The 22276-nt window shown below is 61.3% G+C and carries 18 protein-coding genes; 3 read left to right on the forward strand and 15 right to left on the reverse strand.

Features of this window, described 5'->3' with window-relative positions:
* Positions 1 to 13: 13 nt before the first annotated feature.
* The 4 genes from gspG to PPGU16_RS37995 all read right to left on the reverse strand — a co-directional run bounded on the left by gspG (position 14) and on the right by PPGU16_RS37995 (position 8997).
* Positions 14 to 478, reverse strand: coding sequence for a type II secretion system major pseudopilin GspG (gene gspG / locus PPGU16_RS37980; protein ID WP_180725943.1), 465 nt, complete (start codon positions 476 to 478; stop codon positions 14 to 16).
* A 72-nt stretch (positions 479 to 550) separates the two neighbouring features.
* On the reverse strand, positions 551 to 6148 hold the full coding sequence (locus PPGU16_RS37985; RefSeq protein ID WP_243460698.1) for a discoidin domain-containing protein: 5598 nt from the start codon (positions 6146 to 6148) through the stop codon (positions 551 to 553).
* Positions 6149 to 6843: 695 nt separating this feature from the next.
* The gene (locus tag PPGU16_RS37990) at positions 6844 to 7962 is read right to left on the reverse strand and encodes a Gfo/Idh/MocA family protein (RefSeq protein WP_180725945.1); all 1119 of its coding nucleotides are present in this window, start codon (positions 7960 to 7962) and stop codon (positions 6844 to 6846) included.
* A gap of 45 nt (positions 7963 to 8007) precedes the next feature.
* Positions 8008 to 8997, reverse strand: a complete 990-nt coding sequence (locus tag PPGU16_RS37995; RefSeq protein WP_180725946.1) for a zinc-dependent alcohol dehydrogenase family protein — start codon at positions 8995 to 8997, stop codon at positions 8008 to 8010.
* Between the two features lie 323 nt (positions 8998 to 9320).
* On the opposite strand from PPGU16_RS37995, the gene PPGU16_RS38000 reads away from it, so the two are divergent.
* From PPGU16_RS38000 to PPGU16_RS38010, 3 genes are all read left to right on the forward strand, one after another.
* Positions 9321 to 10430 carry an alkene reductase gene (locus PPGU16_RS38000; protein WP_180725947.1) on the forward strand — a complete coding sequence of 370 codons (1110 nt, stop codon included), beginning with the start codon at positions 9321 to 9323 and terminating at the stop codon, positions 10428 to 10430.
* A gap of 221 nt (positions 10431 to 10651) precedes the next feature.
* Positions 10652 to 11881, forward strand: a complete 1230-nt coding sequence (locus PPGU16_RS38005; RefSeq protein WP_180725948.1) for an MFS transporter — start codon at positions 10652 to 10654, stop codon at positions 11879 to 11881.
* Positions 11882 to 12041: 160 nt separating this feature from the next.
* The gene (locus PPGU16_RS38010; protein ID WP_180725949.1) at positions 12042 to 12692 is read left to right on the forward strand and encodes an ureidoglycolate lyase; all 651 of its coding nucleotides are present in this window, start codon (positions 12042 to 12044) and stop codon (positions 12690 to 12692) included.
* Positions 12693 to 12786: 94 nt separating this feature from the next.
* Here the strand turns inward: PPGU16_RS38010 and PPGU16_RS38015 are convergent, their stop codons facing one another.
* The 11 genes from PPGU16_RS38015 to PPGU16_RS38065 all read right to left on the reverse strand — a co-directional run bounded on the left by PPGU16_RS38015 (position 12787) and on the right by PPGU16_RS38065 (position 22227).
* Positions 12787 to 13197: a GFA family protein gene (locus tag PPGU16_RS38015; protein ID WP_491565749.1), complete on the reverse strand. Its 411-nt coding sequence runs from the start codon at positions 13195 to 13197 to the stop codon at positions 12787 to 12789.
* A 38-nt stretch (positions 13198 to 13235) separates the two neighbouring features.
* Complete coding sequence (locus PPGU16_RS38020) at positions 13236 to 14612, reverse strand: NAD-dependent succinate-semialdehyde dehydrogenase (RefSeq protein ID WP_180725950.1); 1377 nt, start codon at positions 14610 to 14612, stop codon at positions 13236 to 13238.
* Complete coding sequence (locus PPGU16_RS42820; protein WP_243460700.1) at positions 14609 to 14935, reverse strand: hypothetical protein; 327 nt, start codon at positions 14933 to 14935, stop codon at positions 14609 to 14611. Before PPGU16_RS42820 ends, PPGU16_RS38020 begins: the two co-directional genes overlap by 4 nt.
* A 31-nt stretch (positions 14936 to 14966) precedes the next feature.
* Positions 14967 to 15923 (reverse strand): electron transfer flavoprotein subunit alpha/FixB family protein, encoded by a 957-nt coding sequence (locus PPGU16_RS38030; RefSeq protein WP_180725951.1) that lies wholly within the window; start codon positions 15921 to 15923, stop codon positions 14967 to 14969.
* Positions 15924 to 15938: 15 nt separating this feature from the next.
* Complete coding sequence (locus PPGU16_RS38035) at positions 15939 to 16688, reverse strand: electron transfer flavoprotein subunit beta/FixA family protein (protein WP_180725952.1); 750 nt, start codon at positions 16686 to 16688, stop codon at positions 15939 to 15941.
* A gap of 1 nt (position 16689) precedes the next feature.
* A complete protein-coding gene (locus PPGU16_RS38040; protein WP_243460701.1) occupies positions 16690 to 17457 on the reverse strand; it encodes an enoyl-CoA hydratase/isomerase family protein in 768 nt (255 codons plus the stop codon).
* Between the two features lie 44 nt (positions 17458 to 17501).
* Entirely contained in the window at positions 17502 to 17978 is a 477-nt protein-coding gene (locus tag PPGU16_RS38045; protein WP_180725954.1) for an acyl-CoA thioesterase, read from the reverse strand.
* On the reverse strand, positions 17975 to 18769 hold the full coding sequence (locus PPGU16_RS38050) for a citryl-CoA lyase (protein WP_180725955.1): 795 nt from the start codon (positions 18767 to 18769) through the stop codon (positions 17975 to 17977). Before PPGU16_RS38050 ends, PPGU16_RS38045 begins: the two co-directional genes overlap by 4 nt.
* A 17-nt stretch (positions 18770 to 18786) precedes the next feature.
* Positions 18787 to 20319, reverse strand: coding sequence for an AMP-binding protein (locus PPGU16_RS38055; RefSeq protein ID WP_180725956.1), 1533 nt, complete (start codon positions 20317 to 20319; stop codon positions 18787 to 18789).
* The gene (locus PPGU16_RS38060; RefSeq protein ID WP_180725957.1) at positions 20309 to 21472 is read right to left on the reverse strand and encodes an acyl-CoA dehydrogenase family protein; all 1164 of its coding nucleotides are present in this window, start codon (positions 21470 to 21472) and stop codon (positions 20309 to 20311) included. The genes PPGU16_RS38055 and PPGU16_RS38060 overlap by 11 nt, the downstream gene beginning before the upstream one ends.
* A 131-nt stretch (positions 21473 to 21603) precedes the next feature.
* Positions 21604 to 22227, reverse strand: coding sequence for a flavin reductase family protein (locus PPGU16_RS38065; RefSeq protein ID WP_180725958.1), 624 nt, complete (start codon positions 22225 to 22227; stop codon positions 21604 to 21606).
* Positions 22228 to 22276: the final 49 nt, after the last annotated feature.

The raw sequence follows: 22276 nt of genomic DNA on the forward strand, positions 1-22276 counted from the left end.
CTTCATCCATGCTTCATTCGCTGCTGATGTCGGCGTCTTCTCCCGTGCCGCCCGGTTGGCCATCGCGGCCATACGAGATCACCGCATAGTCGCCCTTCGTGCCCGGTACCTGATACACATACGGATGTCCCCACGGGTCGAGCGGTGCTTCTTTCTTCAGATACGGCCCGGCCCATTTGTCCGCGTTCGCGGGCTTCGCGAAGAGCGCGGCCAGGTTTTCGTCGGCGGTCGGATAGCGGCCGACGTCGAGCCGGAAGTTATCGATCGACTTCGTGAAGACGTCGATCTGCGCACGCGCGATAGTCGCCTGCGACTTCCCCAGCTGCGAGAAATAGCGCGGCCCCACGAGCGCCGCCAGCATGCCGATGATGACGAGCACCACCAGCAGTTCGAGCAGCGTGAAGCCGCCCTGTTTCATGAGCCGCGCGCGCCGCGATCGTCTCGCGTTGGCTGCGTGGCGATGGTTGACTGACTGCATCGACACTTCCTTGAAAAAGTTGGACGCCCGCCAGGCGGGCGTCCATCCCACGTTGCTAAACCTGCGTGCGCGTTACTGACGCGCGCGCTGCGTCGACGACACGTTGTTGTACACACCGAACTCGAACAGCGAGTAGCCGTAGTCCGTCGAGCGCTTCGTGCCGTAGAGGCGCACGTAACGCGCGGTCGTGGCCGGGAACGACAGGTCTTCCACGCCGCCCTTGCTGTCCGTCGCCGTGTAGACGGTGTTCGACCAGTCGACGTTGTCGTGCGAGGTCTGGATCTGATACGCGATCGCGTGCGCGTTCTCCCAGTTCAGCACCACGCGGTTGAAGGTCTGCTCCGAACCGAGATCGATCATGATCCACGACGGGTCGATGAACTTCGACGACCAGCGCGTACCCGTGTTGCCATCGACGGCCAGCGTGGGCGGCGTGTTGTCGTTCTCGTCGCCGCTCGACGTGGCCGGCCGGTTCTGCGCCAGATTCACGCTTGCCGACAGCGGCACGAAGTTCACACTGATGCTGTGCTCCGCCGTGACGTTGGTGAACGTGTACGTCGATTGCACGCCGAGGTTCTTGCCATCCACGGTCATCGAACCCACGCCGTAGCCGGCTGCCGGCAGCGCAGTGAACGTCTGCGAGCCACCCTGGATCACGCCGACTGCACCCGACGGGCTGATCGTGCCGTTGGCGCTGCTGCTCGCCGTGACCGTCAGCTTCGGCGTCGCCGCCGAGTTGTACACCTCGAACTCGAACAGCGAATAACCGTACTGCGATGCGCGCTTGACGCCCTGCATGCGGACATAGCGAGCATTCGTGACAGGCAGCGAAATATCCTCGACACCGCCCGCGCCGGCACGTTGCGGGATGATGTTCGTCCACGTCTGGTTATCGTTCGACGCCTGAATCAGATAGGCCTTGCCGTAAGCGTTCTCCCAGTTCAGCACGACGCGGTCGAACTGCGTCTGCTGGCCGAGATCGACCGTGATCCACGCGTCGTCATTGAAGTCCGACGACCAGCGCGAGCCGAGGTTACCGTCGACGGCATTCGTCGGCGCATAGCCTTCGTCCTGCACGCCGCTCGACGTCGCGACCTTGCCGCGCGCGAGGTTGGCGCTCGGCACACCGCCATTGCCACCGTCACCACCGTCACCGCCATTACCACCATTGCCACCATCGCCACCGTTGCCGCCATCACCGCCGTTACCGCCATCGCCGCCCGTTGCTGCTATCACGGTCAGGATTGCCGTGGCGCTGGTTGCGCTGCCGCCACCATTGGTGACCACGACGCTGTACGCAGCGCCGTTATCGGCTGCCACCGTGGTCGGCGGCGTCGTGTACGTCGGATTGGTCGTGATCGCCACCACCGTCGTGCCGCGCATCCACTGGAAGCTGAACGGTCCCGTGCCCGTCACGCCCACCGAGAACTGCGCCGCTTGCCCTTCGCTGACCTTCACGCTCGCCGGTTGCGCCGAGATGACGGGCGCATCGGCCGTATTGCCCGACACGCACAGCGACCAGCCCGGCGTGTTGTCGATGATGCCGGGCACCGACTGACCCGACGAGAACGCGAGATACGCCTGCGTCGACGCATTCGGCACACCCGTCGTGGTCCACGTGCCCCACGGAGCCGGGAACGCGCACGATGCGAAGTTCGAGCGAGCCACCGTCAATGCTTCGTTCTGCGTCGGCAGGCGCATGCCGATAGCCGCGCAATACTGCTTCGCGACCGTCTGCGTGAACTGCGCGCCCTGATTCGGGAACGTCGTGTAGTACTGCTGCCAGACGAGGCCGCTGACGTTGTCCTTCACATTCGGCACGTACGGGCCCGACGGCAGACCTGCGATCGTCGAATTCCACGTGCCCGGCTTTGCGCCCAGCAACGTGAAGCGCTCGGTCTCGCTGCCGCATTGCGGTGCGTCGAAGACCTGGAACTCGAACAGCGAATAGCCATACTGCGTGGTGCGTTGCAGGCCGAGCATGCGGACATAGCGCGCCGACGTGCTCGGGAACACCGTCGTTTCCGTGCCGCCGTGACCCGCGATGATCTGGTCGTTCGGCAGAACGTTGGTCCAGTTGCTGTTGTCGTTCGATACCTGAAGCTTGTAGGCCGACGCAGCCGCGTTTTCCCACATCAGCACGACCTTGTTGAAGGTCTGGATGGAGCCGAGATCGACGGTGATCCACGAAGGATCGATCTCCGGTGCCGACGACCAGCGCGATGCGACCGAGCCGTCGACTGCGTACTGCGCCTTCAGGCCGCCGTTCTGGTCGCTGCTCGACATCGCCTTCGCGTTGAGCGCGAGGTTGCTGTTGTCCGCGCCGCTCACCGTCAGCGTGGCCGGGTCGCTCGTGACGCTGCCTGCGCTGTTGGTGATGGTGACGGCGTAGTTGCCGCCGTCGCTGCCCTGCGCCGACGCAATGACGATGCTCGCCGAGTTCGTGCCGTACGGCTTGCCGTCCTTGGTCCATTGATACTTCAGCGGGGCCGAGCCGCTCGCGAGCACGTTGAAGGTCACGCTCTGACCAAACGGCACGCTCTGGCTGTGCGGTTGCGACACGATGACGGGCGGCGTCGCGACGCTCACGGTCAGCGTTGCGCCCGCCGACGTGATCGTGCCGGCGCTGTTGGTCACGACCGCCTTGTAGACGGAACCGCTATCCGACGTCTGCGTCGCGGGCGTGTCGTACACCGGCTGGTTCGCGCCCGGAATGGGCTCGTCATTCTTCAGCCACTGATACGACAGCACGGGCGAGCCCGCCGCGAGCACGGTGAATTCCGCGCTCTGCCCGCTGGTGATGCTCAGCGACAGCGGTTGCGTCGTGATGGTCGGCGCAGCAGGCTGCACGACCGTCAGGCGCGCGGCGTTCGACGTAACGCTGCTGTTGGCGTTGCGCACGGCGACGCTGTAGGTGACGCCGTCGTCGCTCGTCTGTACAGCAGGCGTCGTGTACGTGTAGCCGGTCGCGCCGGGAATCGCCGCGCCGTTTTTCATCCATTGATAGCTGATGGGCGCCGCGCCCGCCGACAGCACGTAGAACTGCCCGCTCTGGCCTTGCGTGACACGCTGGTCGGACGGTTGCGTGATGATCTTCAGCGCGCTCGGCGGCTGCGGACCGACTACCAGCGCATTGCCGTTGAAGGTTTGCTGCGCGCTGGTCGGCACGACGTTGAACGTCGCGGTGCCGCTGCCGAGTCCGGGCGATGTCGCCGTCACCGTGACGGCGCCCGGCGTGAACTGCGTCTTGACCGCGACACGCGTCATGCCGCCTTCGACCGACAGGTTCGGATCGCCCGGCGCGTGATACGACAGCGGCTGGTTCGGCGTCACGTCATGGTCGGAGCCGCCGCGATATGTGCCGGGGCCGCTGACGCTGAACGTCAAAGTCTGCGATGCGTCCGGCACGCGAACGTTGTTCGCATCGACGACCGTCGCCGTGATGACGGCGGCATCCGTGCCGTTCGCAGTCAGCGCGAACGATTCGCCGCTCGGCTTCACGAGTTCGGGTTCGACCGTCAACAGGATATGGTCGGCGGGACCTGCCGTCACCAGCGAGTCATATGCCGCGACCTGGCGGTTGTTGTCGAGACACTCCGCCGTCAGCGTGCCCGGCGCCCACTTGATGTTGTCCCAATGCACCTGCGTCGGCAGCGACGTGGTGTTCTGCGTGAGATCGGTCGGGTCCATCGAGGTCGGATTCGGCACCTGGTCGCCGCCGATCAGCTCGCCATTCAGGCGCAGCCGCACTGCGGGACAGTTGCTGAACGCGTTGACGGTCACGGTACCAGCGCGGTTCCACGTGTGCGCAAGCTTGACCACGGGCTTGATCTCGAACGGCGTCCATGCCGCCTGATAGATGTAGTAGATCAGGCGCGGCAGGCGGTTCGCGTCCATCATCGACGCGCCATTGCCGCGCACGGCCTCGGGCGCGATGCCGTCGGTCTGCGTGTTGATTTCGCCTGGTGTATCGGCGAGGTACCAGTGCGCAATACCAAACGACTTGCCGGCCACGCTCGCCACCCAGGTCTTCAGATACTTGACGGCGAACGCCAGCTCGAAGTCGTACTTCCATCGGCCGACGCCGTCGCCCCAATATTCCGAGCCCCAGGCAGGCGAATTCGGGTAGTCCTTCTTGACGTTGATGTCGCAACCGTTGCCGCTGCAGCCGAGAAGGTCGCCGTTGTTCGGATTCGGCGTACGGTCGGCCTGGGCACGCGTGTTGATGGGGTCCCACACTTGCGACAGCGCTTTCAGCGATTGCGCGAAGGCCGTGTCGGTCGCGCCGTTGTCGGCTTCCCATGCGAGCACGGACGGATGGTTGCGATCATGAACGATCATGTCGCGATGCAGTTCGGTCTTCAGCGTGACGTTGTTCTGCGTCATGCACTTGACGTCGGGAGCGGTCTGCGCCGTGCAGATGACGGCGAAGCCGCCCTCGCCTTCGCCACTCGGCTGAACCATCATCACGCCGTAGGCGTCGGCGGCATCGAGAAAATCGCGGCCCTGGCTCGAATGGCCCGGACGGTACAGACTGCCGCCCGCCTGCGCGAGCAGGCTCAGGTCTTTCCATTGCAGCTCGGGCGGCACGGCCGAGCCGAGCGCCGGATAGTCGTAACGGCCCGACGCGCCCCACAGATAGTGCGGATGTCCGTTGATGATCGGGAAGTTCTGGTCCCACGTGATCGTGCGGATGCCGAGCGGGCTTTCCGTCGTATCGACGACCACGCCGTCGATACTGACGGAGTGAATCACGCGGTACAGATACGGCTTGCCGTAGATGCTGTTGTTCGGATACCAGAGGTTCGGATTGGAAACCGTCAGCACCTGATTGAACAAGGTGGGCTGGAGGCCCGGCTGCACGTTGGCGGGCACCGTGCGCGTATCCTGCGCGGTCACCACGACGGCGCCGGTCGCGTCGACGATCTGCGTCGTCAACGTCACCTTCTGATCCGTCGAGTACTCGTTCAGCACGTTGGTCTGCACACGGATCGTTGCCGACGATGGGCTCGCCGCAACCGTCGCGACATACGTGCCCCATGTATTGAGCACCGCGTAAATGTTCTCGGGAATGTGCACGCGGTCCGTGATGTGCATCCACACCGGACGGAACAGGCCCGTATCGTCCTGGCCAAAACGGAATGCGCCCGCGAAATCGGGTGACTCGAAGAACTTGTCGCCGCGCGCAACCTTGACGGCCAGTACATTGTCCGAGCCGTCGAATTTCACATAGTTCGTGATATCGACGATGAACGGAATGAAGCCGAGCACGTGCGTCGCGTCGCGGTTGATCTGGCTATTGCCGCGAATCAACGTGCCGTTGATATAGACCTGCGCACCCGTATGCGCGCCCTCGAACTCGATATAGATCTTGCGGTTCGCAAAGGACGGATCGAGCGTGAAGTGCTTGCGATACCAGTTGATATTGCCGGTCAGGTATCCCTGATCGCCGCCCGACCTCCAGTTCAGGAAGGTGTCGTTATCCGACGGCGTCTGCGGGACACCGACCTGCGCCCAGCCCGAGTCGTTGAAACCCGGCTGCATCGAATTGGCGTCGTCGTTGTCCTTGACGTACTTCCAGGGCGTCGCCCCCAGATTGATCCTGATGTGATTGGATGGCGGCAGCGCTTCGCTCGCGACAGCGTGAGTCGCAACGCAAAGCAACATCATCCAAAGTACTACTAAACAGCTTGCAAGCTGCCCCGTAAACAACCGAACGCGATAGCGCATTATGGTTTCCTTGTCGTTCTTCCCGGTCTTTCTTTGAATAGATGTGGCTTTACGCTCGCGCCATGCCCTGCAACGTTATCGATGCACGAGCACGCGCGCTCGCCGGTGCTTTAGCGCGACATGCGCGCCTGGTGCACCGGCGAGTACGACTTCGCCACTTTTCAATTTTTGCCGAACCACCCAAATGCCAGGCAAACGTTTGCTCTTCGATTTGAACAGGCTGGCTTAAAGACGCCCCAATCCCACTATTTAATTTTTCATGTGAAGGTGATAGTTGTTTTGATCTCTTTCTTCTAATACCTGTGCCCGGTTTCGATCAGCATCGCATGGAATGTGAGGTTCCCCGTTCCAGTGCAATTGCTAGTGCCTTTGATCGATCCTGGCGTTGGCGCAGCATTTTTCTTTAGTTTTATGACGGTGATGTTACGAACAATTTCAAATGAGCAACAATCGCTTAAGCCTGTCATTGAATGGAAAGTTCTCAGATCTTTTTCCATTCAGCACAAGCTTTCAGTCTGCTCACAGCCACTCATCCGGTCGGGCATTAGACATTCATCAAATTTCAAATGCAAGCGCAACGTAGTCAACATCATGTTGCATAGTGGGCAACATTGCCCGACCGTCCCACTCGCGATTTACATTGTGGGATTCAAGTGCGCGAACTCACCCGACGCAAAGGAAATCTGTGCGCTTTCGATAAGTTGGTGCATACGCACTGCATCAGCGAACGTCGGCGCCGTGCGCGTGCCATTCGCCACATCGTGCGCATAAGCCCAATAGAGTTCGGCCAGTTCCAGCACGGCAGAAGGCAGATCCGATTCGGGCAGGCGCAAATAGCTCACCGGTACTTTGAGCCGTTCGAGCGGCAGCTTGTCGCCGTGCGCGCCGAAGATTGCATAGTCGTCGCCCACGTCGCCAAAAGCCGATACGTTCGTAATCCGCAAATCGCCTTCCGTCCCGGTGATATCGATCTGCACGCCAGAACCGTTGCGCTTGCCGCCTTCGATATGAACCGACACCACTGCGCTGTCGTTCAACATGCCTGCGAGTACCAGCTGATCGGGTGTCGATGTCGGTATCGAAACACCTGTCTCCCTGATCGTCACCGACGGAAACTGGTTAGGCGTAAGCGCTGCGATAGAAACGGGCCAACCGGTTCCCGAAAAGAGCATGTCGAGAAAGTGGCCGCCATAGATCGACACCACGGAAGAAAAGTTCTCCGGCGGTACCGTCCATTCGAGTGCGCGCGAACGCGTCGCCTGGAAGTAGTTCATGCTCACATGCATGCGCACCGAACGCAGTTCGCCGACATAACCTTGCTGAATGAGATCGCGCACATAACGGTTATGCGGCGCGTGACGTCTTTGCAAGCCGACGAAATGACGCACGCCGTGTTCCTCTGCGAGTCGCAATAGTTCTTCTGATTCTGCGAGCGTGGTCGTCAATGGCCACTCGCAGTACACATGCTTGCCCGCCGCGATCACGCGTTTCACTGTCTGCGCATGTTGCGGAGCCGTGTTCAGCACGATCACGAGATCGATGTCGGGACTTTCGATCAGTTCGTCGATCGACCCAGCCACGCGACCGATCCGATGTTCCTGCGCCGCCGCTTCAGCGGCTTCATGTCGATGGCTATAAATGGCTTGCAACGTGTATTGCGGCAACAGATCGAGTACGCGCAGATGCCCGTGCTTCGCCCAGTTGCCGACGCCGATCACGCCGACGCGCAATGGCACATTCAGTGATGCTTCCATGATTCTCGATTCTCCAGTGAATGACAGACGGTGACGTCGCGCGTATCACACCGACACCACGATGCGCCCAAAGTGCGCGTTGCGTTCGAGCACCGTATGCGCCTGCGCGATCTGGTCGAAGGCAAAGCGATGCGCGATCACCGTTTTGAGCGCCCCCGACTGCAATCCGTCGAAGATGAATGCCGCCGCGTCGGCCTGGCGTTGCGCGTCCGTGGTCGTCGAAAAGAGGTTGTAGCCATGCACGGTGATGCGCTTAAAGAGTAGTGGCAACACGGGCAATACGGTGTCGTCGGGACTCAGTGCGCCATACAGCAGGATCGTTCCGCCGGGCCGCGTTGCTTCGATCAGGCGCGCAAATGTCTTGCCGCCGACGGGATCGAATACGAGGTCGGCACCGCGTCCCTCGGTGATGCGCTGCACTGCTTCGACGAGATCTTCTTCGTCGGTGACGATAACGTGGTCGGCACCGAGTGCGACAAGTGCATCGCGTTTTTCGCGCGTCCGCGTAAGTGCGACGGCCGTCGCGCCCAGACGCTTCGCCACCTGAATCGCGCCGATGCCTACCCCACTCGACGCCGCGGGAATCAGCACGACATCGCCGGGTTTGACGCGTTCGTTCTCCGTGAATGCCGCATAGGGCGTGATGAACACATTCCAGATCGCTACCGCGTCTTCGTGCGAAAGCCACGCGGGACTCTTCACGACAGCGTGCACAGGCGCCAGCACGAGTTCGCCATATACGCCGTAATCGTTCATCGAAAACGACGGCACAGTGCTGACGTTATCGCCGACTGCCACATGCGTGACGTTCGCGCCAACGGCATCCACCACGCCCGACGCTTCATACCCGACACGTGCCGGCAAGTTCGCCGGCTCGACGTATTCGCCGCGCCGCCACATCGACTCCGCGCGGTTCAGACCAATGGCCTTCACACGAATACGCACTTCGTTAGGGCGAGGCTCGGGCGTGCCGATTTCCGTGTATTCGAAAACCTCGGGACCGCCGTGCTGCGCAAAGGTAATGACTTTCGCCATGATTCGTTCCTTTTTTCAATCCATCCATTACAGGCGCCTCGAAACGAAACGCCCTTTCAAGTGGCTCGAATTATCGGAATCGCGCTTCGCAGGATAAATGCGGTCCCGCCGACATCACTGTTCTCTTGCCGCCAACAATGGTCCTTCGGACGCGCGGAGCCGCGTGCAGCAAGGCTCGCGCGATTGCGGACACGGGAGTCCCAAGTAAGCGAACCCATGGGCTGTTTTTCTGGCGCATCGCCGCATCTACATTAGCGTCAAGCGTCGCCGATCACCGGCACTACGCAACAGCTTCCCTGAATCACTGGATTGTGGAGATTGAAATGTCCAAACTGTTTTCGAAAGTCGCGGTCGGTTCGTACGACATCGCTCACCGCGTGGTCCTCGCTCCCCTCACCCGCATGCGTGCCGAGAGCGGCGCGCGCCCCGGCCCGCTGATGGCTGAATACTATGCGCAGCGTACGTCGCCGGGTGCGCTTCTGATCGGCGAAGCCACGATCGCGGCGCCGAACGGCAATGGCTATCTCGGCGCGCCCGGTCTGTATGACGACAACCAGATCGCCGGCTGGAAAGCCGTCACCCATGCGGTGCATGCGAAAGGCGGCAAGATCTTTCTTCAGCTTTATCACGCGGGCCGTCAATCGAACTCGCAACTGCAGCCCGATGGCGGCCGTCCCGTCGGACCTTCCGAAGTGCCGCACGGCGGAGTCGCGTACACCGAAGCAGGCTGGGTGCCCAACACGCCGAACCGTGCGCTGGAAACGGCGGAGATCGCGGGCATTGTCGAGAGTTTCCGGACCGCCGCCGAGCGCGGCGTGAAGGCAGGCTTCGACGGCGTCGAATTGCACAGCGCCAACGGCTATCTGTTCGATCAGTTCCTGCAGGACGGCAGCAACAAGCGCACGGACGAATACGGCGGCTCGATCGCCAACCGCGCGCGCCTGCTGCTCGATGCCACGCGCGCTGTAATTTCCGTATGGGGCGCGAACAAGGTTGCGGTGCGTCTCGGACCGAGCGGCTCATGGGGCGACATGTCGGATAGCAACCCGGAAGCCTTGTTCACCTATGTGGCCGATGAACTCGACAAGCTCGGCATCGCCTATCTGCATCTGATCGAGCCGCGCATCGCGGGCAACGTCGAAGACGAAGCGCGCGACCAGCAACCCGTCGCCGCGAAATCGCTGCGCGCGCATTTTCATGGGCCGATCATCGCGGCGGGCGGCTTCGATGGCGAAAGCGCCGAAGCGATCCTGCAATCCGGCGATGCCGATCTCGTGGCATTCGGACGCCATTTCATCGCGAACCCGGATCTGCCGGAGCGGCTGCGCAAGGGCCTGACGCTGAACGCGTATGACCGCGCGACGTTCTTCGGCGGCACGGACGTGGGTTACACCGACTACGCGTTCCACGACGAAGCCGCTGTCGCAGCGTGAGATGCGTAAGCCGTAACAGCTGATTCGTAGCGCAGCCAGAAGCGACCATGCGTTCACGCATGGTCGCTTCTGGCGTCAATGGCATTCGATAGCGCGCGTCAATTGTCTCGATTGACGCCGACTCTTTACTTCCTCAGCTTTTTTCTCATTGCGCTTCGCAGCTGCCGCGCGCGATGCACTTCGCGCCCGGCTACGGCCGCGCGCTTGCTGGAGCTTTTCACATGAATACCGATCAATCCGCGTCGCTTGCCGACGCGCCCATATCGTCGTCATCCAGCGCGAGCCAACGACGCTGGCTCGCGGTGTTCTCGATCGCGCTCGGCTCGTTCGCTTTCGTGACGACGGAATATCTGCCCGTCGGCGTACTGCCGAAGATCGCGGCCGACCTCGGTGTCACGCCCGGCACGGCAGGCCTGATGACGACCACGCCCGGACTCATCGCCGCGATCTCCGCGCCGATGCTGCTGCTCGCGGCTGGCCGCCTGAACCGGCGTTCGATCCTGTTGTTGCTGTCGGTCGCGCTGGTCGCGTCGAATCTCGTCGCGGCGCTCGCGACGAACTTCGCGACGATGCTGGTCGGACGCGCGTTGCTCGGTATCAGCCTCGGCGGATTCTGGACCGTCGCGCTCGGCGTTTCCGGTCAGATCGTCGCGGAAGAGGAAAGCGCCAAAGCCAGTGCGACGATCTTCATGGGCATCACGCTGGCGACTGTCATTGGCGTGCCGCTTGGGACGTTCATTGCCGAACTGTCGTCGTGGCGCGTTTCGTTCTTTGCTACGGCCGCGCTCGCACTCGCCGCGCTGCTGATGCAGGCGACGCTGCTGCCCGATCTGCCGCCGCGCGCGGCAGCGCGCATCGCCGATTTCGGCCGCATGCTCGCGCGAGGGACGGTGTTGCGCAGCCTGCTGCTAGTGGCATTGCTGTTCGGTGCTCACTTCTGCGCGTACACCTATATCGCGCCCTTTCTCGAAGACAACGCGTTGCTCGGCGCAACGTGGGTGACGGCGCTGCTGCTCGGCTTCGGCATCGTCGGCTTCATATCGAACTTCGTCGCGTCGGCGTTCGTGACATCGCATCCGCGGCTGTCGCTGTTCACGATGACTGCGCTCGTGATGGCGTCGCTGGTGGCGCTTCCCGCGTTGGCGCACACGCACGGCGCGGTCATCGCTGGCGTGCTCGCGTGGGGTATCGCCTATGGTGCGATTCCGCTGTGCCTGAGCGTGTGGATGCAGATGACTTCGCCGAAGCATCCGGAAGCCGCATCGGCGTTGTTCGTCAGCGCCGTGCAGACCGCCATTGCTGCGGGTTCACTCGCGGGCGGCGTGGCCGTCGATCACGCGGGCGCAACGGGCGCGATGCATCTTGGCGTGCTGCTCTCGGCGTTGGGGCTTGCGGTGCTCGCATCGTTCGCCACCGCGCGGCGCACGCTGGCAAGCGTGCTCGAAGATTGAGTGCTTTTTCTGCTGCAGTGGCGTGTGTCGAAGTCATCACGTCTGTTTGCATGCAAAGAAATTGCGCGCCAGGAGTCGGCGTACAGGGTGTTCAAGTATCATCTTCGGGCATTGCCCTGACGCATTGCCCCGATACCTCGACTCCTGAAAGGGTTTGACGATGTCCACACCGATCGATTATCTGAACCCGGCGCTACCCAAGGGGCTTCGGCGCGTCACCATGCCCGTCGTCGACGCGACACCGGCGACACTCGACGGCTACGGCAGGCTCGTCGACGACCCGAACGAATGCCGCGTCGAAATCGTGCAATGGCCGGCGATGGGATCGCGGCCGATCGATCCGGGCACGGGTGACGAAGCGGGCACGACGGAAGGTGTCTTCGTCAGCGAATGGCGCGGTGACATCCTCTACGGTCGCAACGAAGCAGTAGGCGGCCACTACGTCCTCGCATACGCGACCGAGCCAGACGAAGCGCGAGAAGACAACGCCGCGCCGCCCGAGCGCATGCTGCTCTGGCACGCGAACTACCATCCGGACGGCGGACAGTTGTTCTTCCCGCTCGATCATCGGCCGTTCTATGTTCCGCTGGCGCTGCCCGGCGACGATGTGACGCCCGAGAAGTTCGTGTGCTTTCGCTTCGATGGACGGCAAGGTCTTTATATTCATCCGAACATCTGGCACGAAGGCGTATTCACGCCAGGCGGGACACAGCGCTTCTTCGACAAACAGGGCGCCGTTCATGCACGCGTGTCCGTCGAGTTTGCGCAAGAGTTCGGTTGTCTGGTCGAAGCGCCCATCGTTCATCCGTAAAGCCGGAGCGTTCGCGGTGAGACGACTGCGCGCGGTGATCGACGTGCCAAAGGCTTGATGAATCACCGCGCGCGCCCGCAAAAGAGCAAGGGCGTCACGGACTCCGCGGAAAGCGTGTAACGCCTGCAAACGGTTCGAGCCATTTCACTGCACGGTCGGTATAGATCTCCGTTTGAGGACCTTGCAGACCTTCCATGCTGTCAAGCGTACCGGCCTTCACGATCACCTTACCGGGCAGCATCTCTACCTTCGTGATGACAGGCGAGCCACAACTCCCGCAAAAATGACGGTATGAAAGATGGCCGCTGTTGCCTCGGTCCTCGTATACCATCGTCTCGCCAGTTTGCTCGTAATCCGCTTCGTCGATGAAGAGGTTGAACGAGAACACACTCCCGCTTTGCTTCTGACAATGCGTGCAATGACATATCGCGGCTGCTTGCGGCTCCGCCTTCAGCACGTATCGCACGGCGCCGCACAAGCAGCCCCCTTTCCGGTACTGCATCATTCTTTCTCCCTAAGCGTGTGGCTATCGCGTCGCATCTCTCAGGCCTCGCCGGCGACTCGCACCAGCTTACGGTTGAGGAATTCGCCAATACCCAGCTCCGACAGTTCACGTCCAAAGCCAGAGTTCTTGATTCCGCCAAACGGCAATCCCGGCGAATCGGAGAAACAGGAATTGATGTACACCATGCCGGATTCGATACGCGACGCAACCTGTTTCGCATGCTCGACATCCGCGTCGAACACAAACGCGCCCAAGCCGTACTTGGTCGCATTGGCGAGCCTGATCGCTTCTTCTTCGCTGTCGACGACATAGAAAGACAACACAGGGCCGAATGCCTCTTGCTGATAGAGCGGATTGTTCTCCCCGATGTCCGTGATGATCGTCGGTTCGAGATAGAACCCGGGACGGTCGACGCGTTTGCCGCCGTGTACGATTCGCGCGCCCGCTGCTGCAGCGTCGTCGATCTGCGCAAGCAGCCCTTCCAGCGCGCGCTCGCTTACGAGTGGGCCGAGCGCCGTCGACTCGTCCGTGGGATCGCCCACCTTGATCGCCGCGAAGCGCTCCGTCAACGCGGCCAGCATCGCCTCACCGCGCGCCTTGCCCACCACGATGACGCGCTTGATGTTGACGCAGCCCTGTCCCGAGTTGAACGTGCGTCCCATCACGCATTGCTCGACGGCCAGATCGAGAGACGCGCCTTCCAGAATCAGCGCAGGATCGCTGCCGCCCAGTTCGAGGATCACCTTCTTCAGATTGCGCCCCGCGCGTTCGCCGACGGACACCCCTGCCCTTTCACTGCCCGTCAGTGCCACGCCGCGTACGCGGAAATCGTCGATCAGCTTTGCGATCTGGTCGATGCTGCAAAAGAGATTGGTATAGACGCCTTCGGGCGCGCCCGCTTCGTCGAACAACCGCGCGAAGGCGAGCGCACACTGTGGCACGTTCTCCGCATGTTTCATCAACACGACGTTGCCCGCGATGAGTTGCGGCGCGGCGACGCGAACGAGCTGATAGAACGGGAAGTTCCATGGCTCGATGGCCAGCAGCACGCCAACTGGCTCGGCATGCAGCGTCGCGCCCGGCTCGCCAGGCACAGGCTGTGGTGCGAGAAATTTTTCGCCGTGCTCCGCGTAGTAGTCGAGGATATCGGCGACCAGATCGACTTCGAGATAGCTGAAGCGCGTGATCTTGCCCATTTCCAAAGTCGGATAGGTTGCGTATTCGTCGCGCTTTTCACGCAGGATCTGCGCAGCCCTGCGAACGATGCCGGCCCGCTCGGCCACCGTCCGGAACTTCCAGTCCTCGCGATAGCGTTTGTCTGCTGTGTTCAGCGCGGCGAATACCTGTTCATCCGTTTGCAATGGATATTCCCTGACTACTTCTCCGGTAGCCGGATTGACAGTACGAAAGCTCATAGTCTTTTACTCCTTTCTGAATTTGATAAAACACGGGTGGGCGGCTCTATTGAGCCGGGCGTCGAACGGTGCATTGACGAATCCGCTATTCGTCGCCGGTTGTCGGGTGAGTCGAACCTGGCTTTGGCTGCGCGCATCGCTTCGTCGAACGTTGCTTCAGTCGCCACATGTCGATGATCGATCGAAACCAGCCAGTTGCCGTGCGCATGACGCCACCGTATGCGCGCGTCTTGCAGCATCAGTGAGAACCACCGCCACAATGTCGCGTCTTCCGCGTTTGCGACCGCGAGTCCTTGCAAACGGACGATATCGATCGGATTCAAAGCCGGTTCCGGGTTGTCGAGCGCGATACGCTCATTGATGAGCGTTCAACTCATTCAATAGAGAAGGAACGCAATCGAAAAGATCGCCGACCAGTCCGTAGTCCGCGACACTAAAAATGGGCGCCTCTTCGTCCTTGTTGATCGCGACGATGACCTTCGAGTCCTTCATGCCCGCAAGGTGTTGAATCGCACCGGAGATGCCGACTGCGATGTACAGTTGCGGCGCGACGATCTTGCCCGTTTGGCCGACCTGATAGTCGTTCGGCACGTAGCCAGCATCGACGGCTGCGCGCGATGCGCCCAGCGCTGCGCCCAACCGGTCCGCGAGCGGTTCCAGCACCTCTCGGTAGTGCTCGCCGCTGCCGAGTCCGCGGCCACCCGACACGATGATGTTCGCCGACGTCAGCTCGGGGCGGTCGAGCTTCGTCACTTCCCGGCTCACGAACTGCGAAACGCCTGCATCTGCCGGTGCGGCGATCGTTTCGATCGACGCGCCGCCGCCTTCCGTCGCCACCGCGTCGAAGCCCGTCGCGCGAACGGTGATCACCTTGATGGAATCCAGAGACTGGACAGTTGCGATCGCGTTTCCCGCGTAAATGGGGCGCTCGAATGAATCGGCGCTGACCACCGCTGTTACCTCGCTGATTTGTGCGACGTCGAGCTTTGCCGCGATGCGTGGCGCGATGTTCTTGCCATACGCGGTGGCCGGTATGAGGATGTGCGAATAGTCTTTTGCAACGTTCAGCACCGTCGCTTCGAGGTTCTCCGCGAGACCTTCGGCTAGTTGCGGGGCATCGGCGAGCAGTACTTTCCCGACGCCCGCCACTCTCGCCGCAGCGTCCGCCGCCGCGCGTGCGCCGTGTCCTGCCACCAGCACGTGGATCGGCTGGTTCGTGAATGTCGCGACGACCGCCGCCGCGCCAATCGTGTTCAGTGTCGCCACCTTGATCGACGCGTGGTCGTGTTCGGCAATTACCAGAATCGTCATGTTCTTTCCCGTACGTCAGAGAACTTTGGCTTCGGTCTTGAGCTTCTCGACCAGCGTCTTTACGTCGGCCACCTTCACACCAGCCGAGCGCTTCGGCGGCTCGCTGACTTTCAGCGTCTTCAGACGCGGCGTGACATCGACGCCCAGATCTTCGGGCGTCACGGTTTCCAGCGGCTTCTTCTTCGCCTTCATGATGTTGGGCAGCGTCACGTAGCGCGGCTCGTTCAGGCGCAGATCCGTCGTGATGACCGCGGGCAATGTCAGCGACAACGTTTCCGCGCCGCCATCCACTTCACGCGACACCGTCGCCTTGCCGTCAGCCACAACGACCTTCGATGCAAACGTCGCTTGCGGCAGATTGGCCAGCGCAGCGAGCATCTGGCCCGTCTGGTTGGAATCGTCGTCGATCGCCTGCTTGCCGAGGATCACCAGTGAAGGTTGTTCCTTGTCGACCAGCGCCTTCAATAGCTTCGCGACTGCCAGCGGTTGCAGGTCTTCACCCGACTCGACCAGAACAGCACGATCGGCCCCGATCGCCAGCGCTGTGCGCAGCACTTCCTGACATTGCGCGACGCCACAAGAAACAGCGATGACCTCGCTGGCAACGCCTGCCTCCTTCAAGCGCACCGCTTCTTCGACGGCGATCTCATCGAATGGATTCATCGACATCTTCACGTTCGCAAGGTCGACGCCCGTGTTATCCGACTTCACGCGAACCTTTACGTTGGCGTCCGCGGATCGCTTGACTGAAACCAGCACTTTCACATCACTCTCCTTCAATACTCTGCAATACCCGTGTGCCACGGTTTTCCTTGATCTCTGCCCAGAAGCGCCCGTAATCCGGCGCTCTCTTTTCCGTAAAGGCATCAAGGCCCTCTTGCCACTCGTTACGCGGGACATCGAGCGGCGAACTCAGCACACGGCCCCAATCAATTGCCATATGCGCGCGCAAATTGAGCCTGGCTGCCTTAAGCGCGCCGGGTGGCACTGACTCGACGATCTGCCCGGCCAGAGACAACGCACTCTCAGTCAGTTCGTCATTGGGCGCGATACGGTTGACGAGACCCATGTCCAAAGACTCGACCGAAGACACACGGCGTCGCGTCAATATGAGTTCGAATGCCTTGCGCGTGCCTACCACGCGAGAGAGCAATGCGAGGCCGGTATTCGGAATCACGCCGTGCCCGAGTTCGGGCATCGAAAACCACGCGGCCTCGGCAGCGACGACCAGATCGCAAGCAAGCGTAAGTTCCATGCCGCCGCCCACGGCTGCACCGTGCACAGCAGCGATCACGGGCCGGTCAAATTCGGCAATACGCCTGAACATCACTGCGGGATCTTCGGCAGGATCGGGACACTCCATCCATCCGTTTCGGAGATCGTCGATATTGGCGCCGGCACAAAATGCCGATCCGTTCGCTGCGATCACGACCGCGCGCGTGCCTTCGCCCAACGCCGTGTCCAATGCCTCCGACAGTCCGCGCACGATCTCTCGCGATAGGGCATTGCGCCGGTCGGGGTCGTTCAACGTCACCAGCGCAATCTCTCCGCGCCGCTCATAAAGAACCTTGTTTCCACTCATGCGAAGTTCTCCGCGTCGTCATTCTTCAATAGATACGCGCGCAATTCGGGTGCGATAGTCGAGGGGCGTTTCGTATCGCCACGAACGAGCACGCAAATGGCTTCCGCGACTGCGCAACAGTTGTCGTGCACGCAATCAAACATGCCCTGCCGTACCTTGAACGACGTGTTGCCTGTTTCGACGACCGTGCTGCCCACATACACGCGTCCGGGAAAATGCAACTCCGTGCTGAACTCGATCAGCAACCTGACGACGGCGAGATTCGCCCCGTTCATCAACGTGTTGACAGAAGACGGGGCAAAGATCTCCATCCGGGCCGCCTCGAAGAATGTGGCGATTGCGGCGTTATTGACGTGTCTGAACTGGTCGGTATCCGCATTGCGCAACTTCTCTTCGGTCCAGAATCGAAAGCTGCCGCGCTGCGCATCCATGCGCTGCGTGGGCGGCGTCTGGCCTCCATCGAATGCCGTCATGCCTGTTCCTGGCGTTCGTCAGGGATCAGATGTGCACTCGCTTCGTGTTCGGTGCGCAGGTAAAGCGTGGTTGCGATCGGCTGGCGCATTTCTTCCAGGATGTGCCCGACGAGCCCCACTGAGCGCGCGGCCACCGCCAGGCCCCGGCAAATCTGCCAGGGGATGCCCATCTCCGAGGCGACCGCGGCCATCGCGCCCGTGACATTCACCGGCAGCGAACGATCGAGCTTCCGCTCAGCCTGTTTGCCGATCGCCATCATCAGGCGGATGTACGGGCCGTCATAACCGGTCTCTTGCGCGACCTTGAATAGCGCAGGCGCACGTGGATCGACCGGCTTGTGAAACGGATGCCCAATGCCCGGCAAGATTTCCTTGCGCGCGCGATAGTCGTCGACGATCGCGTTGGCGAGCATGTCGATATCCGGTACGTTGTCGCGATCAGGCAGAGACGCCTGCAACAGTCTCGCGGCGTTGTCGAGCGATCCGACGAATACCGAACCCAGTCCCAACAACCCTGCAGCGACGGCCGCCTGAACCGCTTCGGGGGCGCCCGCATAGGTCATGCGCGTCGCCAGCGAAGATGGCGTGATGCCATGTTCGACGAGAATGACCATCATCGCGTTGAACATCCGCAACTCGCGCTCTGCAGGTAGACGCGCGAACAACTGCAGAAATGTCATCTGACCGAAGTCGAGTTTGCCGACGATCTCTTCACACAGATCCAGACCGTGAATCACTACCTGTTTCGGCGTCGCCCACGCAATGTCCGAACGAATTTCAGCTTGCTTCATGATTGGTCTCCCGTCTGTTATACCGATGAGGTTTGAGCAAGGCCGAGACATTGCGAGGCCATTGCCCGCAATTCGTTCTTCAGGATCTTGACTCCGTTGGGACCGTCACGCTGCGGAAATGCATCGACGGTGACGATGCGCCGCGGCACCTTGAAGCCGGCGATTCCCTGCTTGCAATACGCGATCAGCTCGTGCTCAGTTGCGGGTGCCGCCGAGTTGCGAACGAACGCAACAGCAACATCGCCTTCACCGTCGATATGCACGCCGACAACCTGCGCTGCGAGCACGCCGGGATGTTGTGTGAGAAAGATCTCGATCTCGGCAGGGTCGACCAGGTAGCCTCGCAGTCGCAGACTGTCACGTATCCGCCCGACGTAGCAGAAGGCGCCGCCGTCGGCGTAAGCGAGATCGCCGGTCTTGAACCAGCCGTCAGGTGTGAATGCGCCAGCCGTCGCGACAGGATTGTTCAGATAGCCTGCCATCACGTTATAGCCGCGCAATTGCAATTCGCCTTGTTGCCTGTCAGGCAATTGGGCTCCGCTTGCCGGATCGGCAATTCGAAACGCGATCTCGGCAGAAATGGGCGTACCGCCCGGCATGCCTCTTTGCTCGGGCTCGCCTTGGGAGTCGCGCATCGCTGTCATCGCAAAGCATTCGGACATGCCGTACAAGGCGGTCAGGCGCACGCCCCAGTCCGTCCATGCCTTCGCAATCACGCTTTGGCCAAGGCCCGCGTACTCGGGAAATGCACCGCGCCGCCAGCTCACCAGAGAAAAATCCCCTGCGTTGAGCACCATGTCCAACATGGCGTCCGAACCGAAGAAATGCGTCACGCGGTGGCGCTCGATGGCGGCTGCGGCGGCATCCGCCTTGAACACCGGCAAGAGCACGCAGGCTGCGCCCGAAGCGAGCCCGGCGATGGCCTGCACGAACCCGAGCACGCCATAGAGCGGAAGCGCGCACAGCACGACGTCGCCAACACGCATGTCGTTGTACCGGGCGACATTGCGCGCATGCCGCGCTATCCCGCCCGCCGTGTGTGCCGCGAGCTTGGGCTGTCCCGTGGTTCCCGACGTCATGAACGTGCAGAGCAGATCGGTGTCCCTTCCTTCCCACTGTGGATACGGCTCGAATGCGCCCCATTGCAGGTCATCGAATTGCGAGACTTCGATTACGTGCTGCAACACAGCGCTAGCGGCCTTGATTTCGTTCGCGGCGCCCGCGTAGTCGTAATCCAGAAATCGCTGTGGCACCACGAGCACGTGTGCTTGAGCCGTCTTCACGACATGCAACGCTTCCTGCAACCTGAAGCGCGTACTCACGGGGACCATCAGCGCCCCGAGTTGAGCCGCGGCGAAGAACAGTTGCATCCACACGGCGCCATCGGGCAACCAGACGGCTACCGTGTCTCCGCGCCTGATACCAAGCTCGCGCAAAAACGAAGCCGCTCTCCGCGATGCGATTGCCAGTTCGCCGCGAGTCAAGGTGTGCGCGCCGTGATGCAAGGCGACGCGATCGGCATTGCCTGATTCGAGCAGATCAAAGGCCATGACGCGCTCCCGCCGCAGCAAAAGCGCCGCGCGCAATCTGGATGCGCTGCATTTCCGAAGTGCCTTCGCCAATCCGGAATGCGCGCGCATCGCGATAGAAACGTTCGATGGGAAGCTCGGTCATGTAGCCCATGCCGCCGAAGATCTGCAGCACGCGATCCGTCACCCGACATCCCATCTCGCTCGCATACAGCTTCGCGCGGCATGCCGCCACGTGTGCTCGCGGATCATTGCCTTCGATCATCTCCGCTGCCGCACGAATCAGCATTCGCGCCGCTTCGATTTCGACATCGTTGTCGGCCACCATGAACTGGACGGCCTGATGTTGCGCGAGGCTCGCGCCAAACGCCTTGCGTTCGAGCGCGTATTCACAGGCCATTGCCTGGGCGCGTGCGGAAAGACCGAGTGAGCGGCTTGCGGACAGCAACCGGTCCTGATTGATCGACTGCATCATGCCGAGAAAGCCCGCATCGGGCTCGCCGAGCAGATCTTCGTCGGGCACAAAGCAGTTTTCGAGCGTGAAGCCGTTGAGGTGATAGCCGCGCCAGCCCATCTTCCGATAACGCGTCATGCCGACGACGCCCGGATTGCCGCGGCGAACGATGAACGTCGTGAGCTTGTTCTTGAGTGCGGCCGACGGTTCGGTGACAGCGAGCACGATGATGTAGTCGGCCGTTTCGGCGTGCGAGATGAAATGCTTGCTGCCGTTGAGCAGCCATCCTCCCGCCGTTTTCCCGGCTCTCGTGCGAAGTCCGCTGAGATCCGATCCCGCATTCGGCTCGGTCAGTGCGTACGTGACGATCTTCCTGCCCGACAGAATGTCCGGCAGAAGCTCCGCTCGCTGACGTTCATTCGCCTGCGTAAGTTGCAGCGGCAGGTGACCGAATACTTCGCTCAACGGCACCGACGTATGCGTGACTTCTTCGAGAATCGCTACTTTCGCAGCCGCCGAAAGCCCCGGACCGCCAATGCTTTCGGGAAGGTTGAATCCGTACAAGCCGAGTGCCGCGACTTCGGAGCGCAGCTGCGCGAGCAGTTCGTTGCTGACGTCATCGTCGGTCTCGATCTGCTGTTCGAGGGGTACGAGCCGGTTGCGCACGAATCGATGTGCGGTTTCTCGGATCATGGATACTTCGTTGTCGATCTGGTTCATGATGCTCTCTTACGAAAACGATTTCGATGCTGTGTTTGCGAAAGCCTGCCAGTGATGAAGCGCTAGCTGGTGTTATCTGAATCGCGGTAGATATTGATTGATGAATGCTCCGCGCGAGTCGCGCGCAGTGCCTAGAGGGTCGGGCGAAACATCTGGAATATCTCGCCGATTTGCGCGTAGTCGCCGAGATAGCCGGCACGCAGGATTGGCTGCGCGGCGCGCGTATCGAACAGACCGTCTTTCAGATACGCCTTCTGGATATGCACGCCAACCACTTGCCCAAGCGCAAGCCAGTTGTCCGTCGGCTTGCCGCGCAGATCGTGCAACTGCGTAATCTGTAGCAGCCTGCATTCGAGCGCTGCTGGCGATTCGGCGACACGCGGCACCGACACGTTGCGTCCCGCCACCGGCGTGAGACCCGCTAGCTCGAACTCGTCGACATCCGGCGCGACGGACGCCGACGTACGGTTCATCTGCTCGGCAAGCGGACGTGTCGCGAGATTCCACACGAATTCATGCGTCTCTTCGATATTGCGGAGGCTGTCTTTACGCCCTTCGCTGCAAAAGCCGATGATGGGCGGAAAGCTCGCGAATGCACCAAAGAAGCTGTAGGGCGCGAGATTCAACCGGCCAGTTGCAGAATGCGTCGATACCCAGCCTATCAGGCGCGGCGCGACGATCGCCTTGAAGGGATCGTGCGGCAAGCCGTGGCCAGCGGCAGGATCGTAAAACGCAACATCTGACGTGGAATCCATTACCGCGATTCCCGATTCGCTACTCATGTATGTCTCCAATGTTTCAATG

Origin of the sequence: Paraburkholderia largidicola, from assembly GCF_013426895.1 — a bacterium.
GTDB lineage: Bacteria > Pseudomonadota > Gammaproteobacteria > Burkholderiales > Burkholderiaceae > Paraburkholderia > Paraburkholderia largidicola.